The following is a 13059-nucleotide window of genomic DNA, read 5'->3' as shown; positions in this document are numbered from 1 at the left end:
ATAGATCATGAAAAACGCAATTATCGCCGCAATCGCAGCCCTTACCGCAAGCGCAGGCATCGCCTCGGCAGAGGGTGCAGGCCATGCACAACTGGCCCAGCAGCTGAATTTGGATGGGGCGCAATTCACCACTGCCGAACTGACGACGATCGCGGACGCCCGCCGCGACAATGACACGAACACCGCGAATTATTTCATCGAACATGAAAATCGCACCGCAGCGCCGGCTCATGAAGTCACCCCCGGCAAAGCGCAGCTGGCCGCTCAGCTTGGCGTAAATCCTGCCAAATATACGCTGGCTGAACTGGTCACCGTGGATAGCAATCTGCGCAATGACAATGCTCAGGATGCGGCATTCATTCTGTCGGGCGATGCGCGTCAATCTGTTGCACCGCAACCGGCACCCTATTTGGGCCAAGGCCGCGACGAATAAGGTCTCGGGCCCAAACCCCCGCACATCGGGAGATGTGCATCTCCAGTGAAGAAGGGCGGTCCTCGCGGGCCGTCCTTTTTCCGTCTATGCCTGCGGGTTCCCCGATCTGACGTAGCGGAACAGGAAAATGACGGGATTTCGCGCATTCGGTATGAAACCAATCGCTCCGTCGGGTGTTGGGCGAGAGCCAAGGCACGGACGCGAGGAGGCGTCGGCGCCCAAGTCACGTCCAAGGAGAGTATTCATGAAAGATCACGCTGCCGCCAATCAGGGCGCCTGCCCGTTCCGCGGAACTCGTATCGGGGGGGCAGCCGGCTCCGAACCGCAGCTCGATCACTGGTGGCCCAACCGGCTCAAGGTCGAAATCCTGCACCAGAACCCCGTGCAGGCCAGCCCGCTGGGCCCGAACCATGATTACGCCGAGGCGATCAAGGATCTGGATGTCGAGGCGCTGAAGGCGGATGTGCGCGCGCTGCTGCATAGTTCAAAGGAGTGGTGGCCCTCCGATTATGGCCATTACGGGCCGCAGATGGTGCGCATGGCATGGCACTCGGCCGGCACCTACCGGATTGCCGACGGGCGTGGCGGCTCGGCCGAGGGGATGCAGCGCTTTGCGCCGATCAACTCGTGGTGGGATAACGGCAATACCGACAAATCGCGCCGTCTTCTCCTGCCGATCAAACAGAAATATGGCGCCAAGCTTAGCTGGGCCGATCTGATGATGTTGGCCGGCACCATCGCGCTCGAGGATATGGGCCTCCCGATCCAGGGCTTCGCCTTCGGTCGCGTTGACGCATGGGAGGCCGACCGCGCAACCTATTGGGGCCCGGAGGGCTGGAACGGCAAACGCCCGAGCGAGGTGGGGCAAGGCCCGATGGAAGGCCATCCGAACCAGATGGTCACCCGCGATCTGCGCTGGGAAGGTGACGTGCAAGAGGATCACTACGATCTTGAAGCCCCGCTCGCCAATGCCAATCAAGCACTGATCTATGTCGATCCCGAAGGCCCGAACGGCAATGGCAATGCGCAGGACAGTGCACGTGATATCCGTGAGACTTTCGCCCGTATGGCGATGAATGACGAGGAAACCGTGGCGCTGATCGCGGGCGGCCATGCTTTTGGTAAATCGCACGGGATGGTGAGCGCCGAGGAGATCGGCCCCGCGCCCGAAGGTGCGCCCCTTCAGGCTCAGGGGTTGGGCTGGCAGAACCCGAAAGGTCTCGGATTTGCACAATATACCATGACCAACGGGATCGAGGGCAGCTGGACGCCCGATCCGACCATGTGGGACAATTCCTATCTGGAGAACCTGTTCAAATACGAATGGAAACAGGTCAAATCACCCGCTGGTGCCGTCCAGTGGACTCCCGAGGATCCCGATGCGCCCAAGACGCCCGATGCGCATATCGAGGGCCAGATGAACCCGCTGATGATGATGACCTCGGATCTCGCGCTCAAGGTCGACCCCGAATACCGCAAGATCTGCGAACGCTTCCTGTCAGATTTCGACTATTTCACCGAAGCGTTTTCCAAAGCATGGCACAAGCTGATCCACCGCGATCTGGGCCCGACCTCGCGCTGGCTGGGGCCGCAGATCGGTGGCACTTTCATCTGGCAGGACCCGACGCCGGAGGCCGATTATCCGCAGGTTTCGGACACCGATATCGCTAGCCTGAAAGAGGCCTGCCTTGCCACGGGCGTTCCGCCGCGCGAGCTGATCGCGACCGCTTGGGCATCGGCATCGACCTATCGGGATACCGATAAACGTGGCGGTGCCAATGGCGCGCGTATCCGTCTGGCTCCGCAGAAGGACTGGGCGGTAAACAACCCCGCGCAGCTTTCCCGCGTATTGGAAGCGCTCGAGGGCGTAAAGGCCGAGTTCGACGCCAAGGGCGCGGCTAAGGTGTCGATGGCCGATCTCATCGTGCTGGCCGGCTGTGCAGGCGTTGAGGCGGCGGCCAAAGCTGCGGGCTATGAGATCGACGTGCCATTCGTGGCAGGCCGGACCGATGCCAGCGAGGAATGGACGGATGCCGAGAGCTTCGACTGGCTGCTGCCGGTGGTTGACGGGTTCCGCAATTACCAGCATCCGGGCATCCGCTACCAGATCCCTGCCGAGCACCTCTTCCTCGATCAGGCGGCCAAGCTTGCGTTGACAGCCCCCGAATGGGCAGCTCTGGCCGGTGGCCTGCGCGCGCTCGACCAGAATTACGACGGGAGCGATACGGGCATCTTCACCGAGCGCAAGGGTCAGTTGACCAATGACTATTTCCGCACGCTGGTGTCGATGGATTACGCTTGGCATCCGCAGGAGGGCGAGCAGATGTTCGATATCCGCCCGCGCTCGGGAGAAGGCAAATCCTATACCGCCTCGCGCTGCGATCTGATCTTCGGCTCCAATAGCGAGCTGCGCCAGCTGGCCGAATATTATGCCGCCGATGACGGCGAGGCCTATCTGGTGCGCGATTTCGTCAAGGCATGGCACAAGGTGATGATGCTAGACCGCTTTGACGCCGCCGAGGAACGCCGCAAGGTCATGTCGCCCTGCTGACGGCGGTTCCCTAGATCATGAGAAAGGGGCGCGGAGGTCATCTCCGCGCCCCTTTTGTTATCGGGTCAGCGTTCCGGCGGCGGCGCCATCATCTTGAGAAAGGCGTCATATTCATGCGGCGAGATCCGGCCATCATGGTTGCGGTCCACCATCTTGCCCGAGGGTGCTTTGTCCTCATGATCCCTCTTGGGCGGCGGAGCGTTCGGATCACGCGGCCGCGGCGGCGGCGGGGCATCCTCAGGCGCGCGCGGTTGGATCGGATGATGAGCGAAGAAGTCATCGAACTCGCGGATGCTCACATGACCATCATGGTTGTGATCGAGCATCCGGTAGGGCGGCGGGCCGTCATGCGGGCTGTCGGGCGGCGGGGCGCCGTCCTGCGCTTGCGCGATGGCTGCGGTGCAGCTCAGGCCAAGCGCGATGGCGGGCCCAAGGCTGCGCGACAGAAAAGCAGGCTTCCTCATCGGATATTTCCTTTCGATATCCCGCGCCGGCAAACCTTCGGCGCGGTGGGTATGAGCTTGTTACGAGGAGATATTTTTCTTCCGTCGGGCCTTCCAGACACGCGCCTTCACGATCAGGAAACCGGCCCCTCACGCAATCGAGAAAGTTTGTGAGATGCTTCCAATGCAACTTTGCCGCGCGTCTTTCGTGGCTGCAGCATACGTCGGAAAAAGACGTGTTTTATTGCGAAAGGAGTTCAACCAATGTCCATCAAAACCACCGCTCTTGCGACCGCCGCAGCTCTGGCCCTGTTCGCACCGGCCGCCTTTGCCGATCATCACACGGGCGAGAAACCAATTGCCGACGCCGCGGCCGCCAGCGATGATTTCAAAACCCTTGCTGCCGCCGTCGATGCCGCCGGTCTGACCGAGACGCTCAATGGCGATGGCACCTTTACCGTCTTCGCGCCGACCGATGAGGCCTTTGCAGCACTTCCCGCAGGCACGGTCGATACGCTTCTCGAACCCGCAAACAAAGCCAAACTGACCTCCATCCTGACCTGCCATGTGGTCGATAAGGAGGTGATGTCCGCTGCCCTGACCAAAATGATCGACGACAATAACGGCACTGCCGAGATCCCGACGCTGGGCGATTGCACGCTGCAGGCCATGGTGAAAGATGGCAAAGTCATGATCGAGGATCCAGCAGGCGATATGGTCGAGGTCACCAAGGCCGATATCGAGGAAAGCAATGGTGTGATCCATGCGATCGACGGTGTGCTGATGCCGGCATCCAGTTGAGTTAGGAATGGCGCAGGGGCAGTCCCTGCGCCATTTGCCTTACCGGCGTTTCAGCAACAACAGAAGCGCCACTCCGCATAGAACAGCCGAAAGAATGGCAAATCCTATACTCAGAGGCGCCAGAGGCGTGACAAGGGTCAGAAGCCCGAACAGCACCACCGGCACCGAGATCGAGACATAGCTGACCACGAAATAGAGCGAGATGACGCCCGCGCGCTGGTCCTCGGGAGCGGCCGCACCGATGGCGCCCATCCCCGAGCGGAAGGCCAGCCCATGGCCGATTCCCGCAATCAGCGTCGAGACCAGCAGGAAGGTCAGGCTGCGCAGATCGAAGGCCCATGCGATCAGCGCCGCCCCCAGCCCCAGCACGAAACAGCCCAAGGGCGCGCGGATCTTTTCGGGCAGGCGGTCCACGATCATCTGACCGAGCGTGGAGGCCAGAAACAGGAAACCGGCCACAAATCCGATCAGGAAATGGCTGTCATGGCCCATTTCCTTCGACAGGAAACCCGGGATCACCGCAGAGTAGAAACCGCAGACCATGAAGCCTGCAATCGCGGCGATGGCCGCAGGGGCGAAGGATGCGCGCACCTCTTCGGGTAGCGCCAGTTTCTGCGGGGCAAGATCGGGCGAGCGGACCTTCTGCACTTTTTCCGGCACGCGCAGATAAAGGAGTGTGGCCAGCGCGATCAGCACCAGATGCAGGATATAGGGGGTGACCAGCGGATGGGGCAGGGTCTCGGCCACAGCGCCCGCCATGATCGGTCCGAGCCCGAGCCCGCCCATATTCACCGCAGTGGCCGTCAGCACGCCCATCTTCTCGCGCCCTTTTGGCACGAGATCCATCACCGCCGCCGTGGCGGTGGAGGCGAAGAGCCCTGCCGAGAGGCCCGAGATCACCCGCCCGAGCAGGATCAGCCAGAGATTTCCTGCCAGACAGAAGACGATATCGGCAAGGACAGAGCAGGCGATACCTGCGTAAAGCACCGGTTTGCGGCCAATCTGGTCCGACCAGCGTCCGGTGAGGAGAAGCGCTGCGATCACACCTGCCGCATAGACCGCGAAAATCACCGTGATCATGACCTGCGAGAGGTCCAGCTCCTGTGTGTAGATCGTATAAAGCGGCGTGGGTAGAGTGGTGCCCGACATGGCAAAGAAGAAGGTCAGCGCGGTAATCACGAACATGCCGAAGCCCGAACGATCTGCGCCGGTATCATGGGTGGAAGATGCGGACATGAAATTACCTTTTGGCCGAATGGCATTAAAAAGCCTGCCCACGCATGCAGACAGGCCGTTGTTGTAGCGCCGATTTTACGCGAGGCGACCACCGCCATCGATAAAGGAGGTGGTGCCTGTCATATAGGGGTTCTCCATCAGGGCAATGGCCTGAATGGCGATATGTTCGGGTTTGCCGACCTGCCCGACAGGGAGCGTCTCGGCGGCATTGTCGAACATCTTCTTACGGCCATCGCCCTCGAGGCTGTCATACATCTCGGTCATCACAAGACCGGGCGAGATGCAGTTGACGCGCACGGGCGCAAGCTCCAGCGCCAGCCCGCGGGTGAGCCCTTCGAGCCCCGCATTGATCGCGCCTTGGATGGCCGCGCCCGGTTTGGGGCGCACTGACAGGAAGCCCGAGACAAGCGTAATCGAGCCGCCCTCTTTGACCTTGGCGAATTTCGTCACGCGGTAGGCACCCCAGAATTTGGAATTTACCGAGGCATAGGCATCTTCCAGCGGCAGCTCGCGCACGGCAGAGACCTTGGTGCTGGCCGCCGAGCAGAAGACATGGTCGAACGCGTCGTGACCCTTGAAAAAGGTCTCTAGCGCCTCGGCATCGCCGGTATCGAGCGAGACACCCTCGGCACCTTCCAGCTTGGCCAGTGCCGCGTCGATCTTGTCTTGCGAGCGCGAGGCGATGGTGACTTTGGCACCTGCCTTCACAGCCGCCTCCGCCACGCCGAAGCCGATGCCGGAAGACCCCCCGAAGACCAGAACGGATTTGCCGGTTAGATCACTCATCTCACACCTCTTCTGTAGCTTTGCGGGGGTCGGGGATCAGGCGTTCGGACGCCTGCGGGTTGTCATAGGACATCGGCGCGGGAAGCTGTTCGAACTCGATCAGCATGCCCCAAGGGGTAAAGCCGAAGCGTCCGCGATTGCCGCGACCCTCTTCCTGATCGCTCAGATCATAGGGGCCTTCCAGCAGCTCACCGCCCGCCTTGGCAAAGGCGTCGGAGGCCGCGTCGATATCGTCGACCGTCACGCTGATATGGTTGATACCCAGATTGGCGATATTGTCGCGCGGCTGGTCATCGGGCTGATCAATCTCGAAGATCTCCATATTGGCGCCATTGCCGAAGCGCATGGTGGAGACCGCCACGATCTTGCGGCCCGAGCGCAGCCCGTTCTTGGGGCCGAGCGCGCTTGCGGGGAGCGGATCGCGGGATTTGTCGGTCAGCGAGAACATCACTTCGGCGCCGAAAACGTCCTCGAAGAATTTCACTGCCTCCGCGTGGTCGGGGACGGTGATGCCGACATGTTCGATGCCACGGAAATTGGCTTGGCGGGGGGAGGGGGTGCTCATGGGATAACCTTCCTTTCACGAAATTCGTCAATCAGTTTCAAGAACATCGCAGAACTGTCCACCGTGGTTCCAAAGCCTGCCTGACGAATGCGTGTGGTTGACGAGACGACATCCCAATCGCAGTTGAAAATGAAGTCCCCAAAGCCCCATGCGGCGAGCTTCTCGAAGGGCACATCGACCAGACCGTATTTCTCGCGGATGCTGTCCCAGAGCGGGCCCTTGTCGGCCATCATCTCGGCAAGGGAGATCGGCATCGGCTCGCCCGGATCCATATCAAGATGTCTGGCGATGCGCTTCCACAGGTGGTTCCAGCGGAAGATATCACCATTGGTGAGGTTATATTCGCCCTCGGGTGCCTCGATCGCGGCCCATGCCGAGCCTTGCGCAAGCTGCGTCGCATCGGTCACTTGTGCCAGCTTGCCATAACAGGTGGCCGTGCCCGGAAAACGCAGCGGCAGCCCCAGTTCCTTACAAATCGCCGCATAGACCGCGATCACCATCGACAGGTTCATCGGGTTGCCGATGGCAAAGCCGCAGACCACATCCGGGCGCAGCACAACGCGGTCCCATGACTTGCCCTCCGCATAGCCCGTCAGCCAGTCCTCTTGGTCATAATAGAACATGGGCGGCATGACGCGGGGATCATCCTCATGAGCAGGCGTCGAGAACGCCCCCAGATGTGCGCCGTAATACTTGGCGCCCTCGTAGAGCACGACGCGTTCCAGATCGGGGGAGGCCGCCTCGACCCCTTTGACGAAGCTCTGCAGCATCGTCAGGTTCGCCTCGACCTGCGTTCTGGGGTCGTCATGTTCCTGATAGGCGGCGTAGAAGGCATGGGTAAAGGGCCCCGCCTCCGCCAGCGCGCGCGCCGCAGCCGTTTCATCGAGGAGGTCTGCGGAGACATAGGTCGCTTTCGTGTCGAAATCGGGGGAGCGGCGGGAGATCGCTGTGACGCGCCAACCAAGCGTGTCGGCCAGATAGGTGACCAGATTGCGCCCGATGACGCCAAGGCCACCGGCCACGATCGCATGGGGAGTAGACATGATACCTCTTCGCATATTCATAGACTCGGGTCGTGGCACCGCGCCGGAGCAAGGCGCCATCCGAGGCAATCTAATGCGGGGCGGGCAGGGGCAATCTACGGATCACAACAGACAGTGTTTCGTGAAGCCGAAGAATGGCGGATCAGAACCACTGGCCCGGTTCGATCAGGCCCAGATCCAGAAGCTGGCGCGAATTCCACTGGAAGGGCACGGCATTATACCAGCGGAAATCCTGAATGGCCCAGCTCGAGCCGGGATTGGTCTTCAGCGCCTTGGCCGCGCGGAACGACAGGATCGCGCCGGTCAGGTTATGGTGCCACGGGCAAGAATAGGTGTTGTATTCCTCGTCGTTGAAGGTGTGGTCCATCCGCAGTTTCAGGCCCGGCGCTGCGCTGAACAGCCCGATCCGGTCGATCTTGCGGCGGCTCTCGCGGACATGCTCCTCGAACCGCCAGCGCAACCCGCCGAAGAAGTCGAGCTGCCGGTCCTTGGCACGGTTCTCGTTGGCCGGATCGGGGCGGGCCAGCGCGTAATAGCCCGCGCGGTCCAGCATGGCGTCCTCGCGGCAGACGCCGTTTGGATGGGCGCCCAGATCGGCAGTGTAGAGATCGATGACATAGGTCAGCATCGCCGGCCGCCGCTCTTCGGTATGGAAGGCCAACAGCTCGCCCACTCCACGGGTCTCGCTAAAGGGATAGAACAGGTATTCGGCGTTATAGCAGTAATAGAGCCAGACCTTGGGCGGGGCCAGACGAATCGCCAGATTGACGGCCTCGACCGTTGCCCCCGGTTCGTGGGTGTCATGATCGACGCGGTGGACGCGCGTCTCCAGCGCCTCGGGCAGGGCGAGCCCTACCGGCATGAAGGCGATCACCTGCGCGAAGCCGCAAGCCAGATGGTGGAGCAGGGTGCTTTCCAGCTCGACCTCATCCTCGACGAGAATCAATGCGACGGGCCCTGCGGCGAACAGGGATTGGCCCTTGCTGGCAAAGTCTTCGAGGGAGGTGAATTGCATGGATCTTCCGGCCTTTTCCAAGAGATTTTCCCATGCGGCAGCTGAATGCAAGACCGGACGCGCGATGCAGGGGCCGAGGGGCATTCTTGCACCACTGTTACGGCGGCGCAGAGGGTTAGTTTTGGGGAAGCGCATTCACTTTTCCGGGCCCTATGCTTGCCCGAAAGGGCAATCTCGGCTATCGGGCAGGCTGCGCCATCCCCCAAGCCCGCCCGCCAGGAGATTTCCGATATGTCCGACCCCAAGCCCGAGACTGCCGCAGCCCCTGCCGCCGTACCGGTTCTGAAAAAGCTGCATATCAAGACCTATGGTTGCCAGATGAATGTCTATGACAGCGAGCGGATGGCCGAGGCGATGGGGGCCGAGGGCTATGTGCTGACCGATCTGGCCGAAGAGGCCGATATGGTGCTGCTCAACACCTGCCATATCCGCGAGAAAGCCGCCGAGAAGGTCTATCACGAGCTGGGCCGTCTGCGCCCGCTGAAGGACGCGAACCCCGATCTCAAGATCGGGGTGGCGGGCTGTGTGGCGCAGGCCGAGGGACAGGAGATCCGCCGCCGGATGCCGCTGGTGGATCTGGTCGTGGGGTCGCAAAGCTATCACAAGTTGCCCGCGATGGCGCGTGCGGTGGAGCAGGGTAAGAAGCCGGTGGATACCGATTTTCCCGTCGAGGATAAATTCGAGCACCTGCCCGAACGCCCCGTGCAGGCGCGCCCCAGCGCCTTTCTGACGGTGCAGGAAGGCTGCGACAAGTTCTGCGCCTTCTGCGTGGTGCCCTATACCCGCGGGGCCGAGGTCTCGCGACCTGCCGCGCGCATTCTGGGCGAGGCACGCAAGCTGGTCGAGAAGGGGGTGCGCGAGATCACGCTTCTGGGCCAGAACGTCAACGCCTATCACGGCGAGGGCGAAGATGGCACATGGTCGCTGGCGCGTCTGGTGCGCGCACTGGCCAAAATCGAGGGTCTGGACCGTATCCGCTACACCACCTCGCATCCCAATGACATGGAAGATGATCTTATCGCTGCCCATGGCGACGAGCCGAAGCTGATGCCCTATCTGCATCTGCCGGTGCAATCTGGCTCGGACCGCATCCTCAAGGCCATGAACCGCAAACATACGGCGGCGGAGTATATCCGCCTGATCGAGCGTATCCGTGCCGCGCGTCCCGATCTGGTGCTGTCGGGCGATTTCATCGTGGGCTTCCCCGGCGAGACCGATGCGGATTTCGAGGAGACGATGGAGCTGGTGCGCAAGGTAGGCTATGGCGCGGCCTATACATTCAAATACTCCGCCCGCCCGGGTACGCCCGCGGCCGAACGCAAGGATGCGGTGCCTGCCGAGGTGGCGGAGGCGCGGCTGCACAGGTTGCAGGAGCTGACCATCAGCCAGCAGCGTGCCACGCAGGATGCGATGGTGGGGCGCGAATGCACGGTGCTCTTCGAGAAGCCCGGCCGCTGGGAGGGCCAGTGGATCGGCAAATCCGACTATCTTCAGGCGGTGTTTGTGAAGGGCGAGGGTCTGGCGCCCGGGATGCTGGCGCGGGTGCGGATTGTCGGCGCTGGTCCCAATTCGCTCGAAGGCGAGCTGATCTGATCCAGCTCCTCCCGTTGGACAGATTCGCGGTAGATGACGTAGGGGGAAACAATTTGCGCTCAGGATGCAGGCTGTTTCCATAATTGCGCCAATGCGCCGCGTCTTTACGCTTCCATTGCGTCACTTTTTTGCTAAGCTGCCGTGAATTAGTGACTTTGCCGCTCTTTGCACGATAGTCCCGTGGCATCGATGGCATATTGGGGGACGAGACGGTGATTGGCACTCTCTTGCAGAAAATGAAGCCGGCGCTCGGCGTCGCTATGGCAGCTGGTATGGTCTTCGCCTCCGGCTTTGCCCCGGTCGAAGCACAACAGACCCGCGCCGAGAAATATATTCCGGGCATCTGGATCGACCCCGACGGATGCGAGCACTGGGTCATGGATGATGGCGCGGAAGGCTATATGGACAACCGCATCACGCGCGACGGTCGCCCGGTATGCCACCGTAATGTCTGCGGGATCATCCCGACCGATACGCTCTTTGCCACCGACCGCTCGCAGATCTCGGCTTCGGGTCGGGAATATCTGCGCAACTTCTTCCGCACCGCGCAGGCGCGCAGCTTCATCATTACCGGCCATACCGATAGCCGCGCCTCGGACGAGTATAACATGAAGCTCTCCAAGCGCCGTGCCGAAGCCGTGGCAGGTGTTGCACAGGAAGTCGGTGCGCCGGTGCTGGCGGTCAACTGGTATGGCGAGCGCCAGCCGCGATCGACCAATGCGACCCGTGAAGGCATGGCGCAGAACCGTCGTGTCGAAATCATCTGTGTAAAATAAGGGGCCGGTATCATGACTGCCATCAAGACACTCGTGTTGCTGGGACTTGTGGGCGCGATGGGCGCCTGTACCGCCGTCGGTCCCGACAAAAGCCGTGATCGTGGCTGGGGCTCGAAAGATCTGAGCCAGCTGAAAGCCGGTATCTGGATCGATCCCGAAGGCTGTGACCACTGGATCATCGATGACGGTGTGGAGGGGTATCTCTCGGCGCGTCTAGATGATTATGGCAAGCCGATCTGCTCGGGCGCGGGGCCTGCAGCCACGGCCGTTGGTCCGTTCAAATCGGGCTCCGATATTCCCGATCCGACACCGGGCTACTGATTCTCGCGCCAACCGGCCCGAGATCCAAAGACGACATGTTTTCCGGAGCCGTGCGATCAGCCGCGCGGCTCTTTTTCTGTCTGGACGGTAAATTTTCTGCCATGGGGTGATGCCTGCAAAAAGCAAGACTTGCGTAACCCTGATCTTGGGGGCACCATATGTATTAGGAATCCAGCCAGGAGGTAGTATTTGGGCTTTAGTGCGATAACCCCCCCGCCCAGCTCTCAGGATGCCCGCGAGACACTTCTCGAGTTTCCTGATAATAAACTTCTGATCGACCTTTGCGGCGAGTTTGACCGCAATCTCGCACAGGTCGAACAAGCCCTTGCGGTGCATATCCTGCGGCGCGGCAACCAGCTTGCCGTTGTAGGTGCCCCCGAGGCCCAAGCCCAGGCGGCGGCGGTGCTCCAGCATCTCTACCAGCGGTTAGAGGCCCAGAAACCCATCGAAACCGGCGATATCGACGCGGCGCTACGGGCAACCGAGCTCGGTCAGGGTTCGACGAGCTTCGAGAACCAGCTGGAGATGTTCGCCAAAGGGCATTACGAGATCCGCACCCGCAAGAAGCAGGTCGAGCCCCGCACCGAGGCGCAAAAAGCCTATGTGCGTAACCTCTTCGAGAACGAGATGGCCTTCGGTATCGGCCCTGCAGGGACCGGCAAGACCTATCTGGCGGTGGCGGTCGGTGTGACAATGCTGATCTCCGGCGAGGTCGACAAGATCCTGCTGTCGCGTCCGGCGGTCGAGGCGGGCGAGCGTCTGGGCTTCCTGCCTGGCGACATGAAGGACAAGGTCGACCCTTACATGCAGCCGCTCTATGACGCGCTCAACGACTTCCTGCCGCAAAAGCAGCTGGCGAAACTCATGGAGGACAAGCGCATCGAGATCGCACCGCTGGCCTTCATGCGCGGGCGCACGCTCTCGAATGCCTTCGTGGTGCTTGATGAGGCGCAGAACGCCACGACCATGCAGATGAAGATGTTCCTGACCCGTCTGGGCCAGGGCTCGCGCATGGTGATCACCGGCGACCGGTCTCAGGTCGACCTGCCGCGCGGCATGCCCTCTGGCCTTGCCGATGCCGAGCGCATTCTGGACGGGGTGGACGGAATTTCCTTTAACTACTTCACCTCCAAGGATGTCGTGCGTCACCATCTCGTGGCCAAGATCATCAATGCCTACGAAAAAGCCGAAGGCTGATTCAGGCGAGATACTGACCGGAAAGCGGGGCTTCGGCCCTGTTTTCTTTTGCACTCCCCTTATATTTGCCTAATTAATAGTCAATCGCCGCCGCCATATTTCGCAATTTCCCGAAAAAATGGTGCGGTCGGGGGAGATAACGGACGGAACTACTTTTTTTGACTCGCCGATCAACGCAAGCTGATCACAGACTAAGGCACGATCCGATTGTCATGTGAGCGTTAAAAAAACGGCATAACACCAGCTCACGGCGGATCGCGCCATAAACCGATTTCGGGGAGAGAAAAGAGTGACGGTTA

Annotated in this window: 13 protein-coding genes; 7 read left to right on the top strand and 6 right to left on the bottom strand. The window is 61.0% G+C overall.

Annotated features, from left to right (window positions below; translation table 11 throughout):
* The first annotated feature begins 7 nt into the window (after positions 1-7).
* Together WDB91_RS15260 and katG are read left to right on the top strand one after the other, a co-directional pair.
* Positions 8-433 carry a hypothetical protein gene (locus WDB91_RS15260; protein WP_339115054.1) on the top strand — a complete coding sequence of 142 codons (426 nt, stop codon included), beginning with the start codon at positions 8-10 and terminating at the stop codon, positions 431-433.
* Positions 434-677: 244 nt separating this feature from the next.
* Positions 678-2984: a catalase/peroxidase HPI gene (gene katG / locus WDB91_RS15255; RefSeq protein WP_339115053.1), complete on the top strand. Its 2307-nt coding sequence runs from the start codon at positions 678-680 to the stop codon at positions 2982-2984.
* 65 nt (positions 2985-3049) lie between these two features.
* Here katG and WDB91_RS15250 read toward each other — a convergent pair whose 3' ends face one another.
* The gene (locus WDB91_RS15250) at positions 3050-3448 is read right to left on the bottom strand and encodes an EF-hand domain-containing protein (RefSeq protein ID WP_339115052.1); all 399 of its coding nucleotides are present in this window, start codon (positions 3446-3448) and stop codon (positions 3050-3052) included.
* A gap of 243 nt (positions 3449-3691) precedes the next feature.
* Here WDB91_RS15250 and WDB91_RS15245 point away from each other — a divergent pair, with 243 nt between their 5' ends.
* Complete coding sequence (locus WDB91_RS15245) at positions 3692-4228, top strand: fasciclin domain-containing protein (protein ID WP_339115051.1); 537 nt, start codon at positions 3692-3694, stop codon at positions 4226-4228.
* A gap of 39 nt (positions 4229-4267) precedes the next feature.
* Here WDB91_RS15245 and WDB91_RS15240 read toward each other — a convergent pair whose 3' ends face one another.
* The 5 genes from WDB91_RS15240 to WDB91_RS15220 form a co-directional block, all read right to left on the bottom strand.
* Positions 4268-5464 (bottom strand): MFS transporter, encoded by a 1197-nt coding sequence (locus WDB91_RS15240; protein WP_339115050.1) that lies wholly within the window; start codon positions 5462-5464, stop codon positions 4268-4270.
* A 75-nt stretch (positions 5465-5539) separates the two neighbouring features.
* Positions 5540-6250, bottom strand: a complete 711-nt coding sequence (locus tag WDB91_RS15235; protein ID WP_339115049.1) for an SDR family oxidoreductase — start codon at positions 6248-6250, stop codon at positions 5540-5542.
* 1 nt (position 6251) lies between these two features.
* The gene (locus WDB91_RS15230; protein ID WP_339115048.1) at positions 6252-6815 is read right to left on the bottom strand and encodes a VOC family protein; all 564 of its coding nucleotides are present in this window, start codon (positions 6813-6815) and stop codon (positions 6252-6254) included.
* Positions 6812-7858, bottom strand: a complete 1047-nt coding sequence (locus WDB91_RS15225) for an SDR family oxidoreductase (RefSeq protein ID WP_339115047.1) — start codon at positions 7856-7858, stop codon at positions 6812-6814. Before WDB91_RS15225 ends, WDB91_RS15230 begins: the two co-directional genes overlap by 4 nt.
* 142 nt (positions 7859-8000) lie before the next feature.
* A complete protein-coding gene (locus WDB91_RS15220; RefSeq protein ID WP_339115046.1) occupies positions 8001-8873 on the bottom strand; it encodes a hypothetical protein in 873 nt (290 codons plus the stop codon).
* Positions 8874-9104: 231 nt separating this feature from the next.
* On the opposite strand from WDB91_RS15220, the gene miaB reads away from it, so the two are divergent.
* The 4 genes from miaB (at position 9105) to WDB91_RS15200 (ending at position 12760) form a co-directional block, all read left to right on the top strand.
* Positions 9105-10466: a tRNA (N6-isopentenyl adenosine(37)-C2)-methylthiotransferase MiaB gene (gene miaB, locus WDB91_RS15215; protein WP_339115045.1), complete on the top strand. Its 1362-nt coding sequence runs from the start codon at positions 9105-9107 to the stop codon at positions 10464-10466.
* A gap of 272 nt (positions 10467-10738) precedes the next feature.
* Positions 10739-11242 (top strand): OmpA family protein, encoded by a 504-nt coding sequence (locus WDB91_RS15210; RefSeq protein ID WP_339115107.1) that lies wholly within the window; start codon positions 10739-10741, stop codon positions 11240-11242.
* Between the two features lie 12 nt (positions 11243-11254).
* The gene (locus WDB91_RS15205) at positions 11255-11563 is read left to right on the top strand and encodes a hypothetical protein (RefSeq protein WP_330629281.1); all 309 of its coding nucleotides are present in this window, start codon (positions 11255-11257) and stop codon (positions 11561-11563) included.
* Positions 11564-11752: 189 nt separating this feature from the next.
* Positions 11753-12760: a PhoH family protein gene (locus tag WDB91_RS15200; protein WP_339115044.1), complete on the top strand. Its 1008-nt coding sequence runs from the start codon at positions 11753-11755 to the stop codon at positions 12758-12760.
* Positions 12761-13059 lie beyond the last annotated feature (299 nt).

The organism is Thioclava sp. GXIMD2076 (assembly GCF_037949795.1).
Taxonomy (GTDB): Bacteria; Pseudomonadota; Alphaproteobacteria; order Rhodobacterales; family Rhodobacteraceae; genus Thioclava; species Thioclava kandeliae.
The sequence above is the reverse complement of the archived record's forward strand: the minus strand, read 5'-3'. Positions and strand labels throughout refer to the sequence as shown.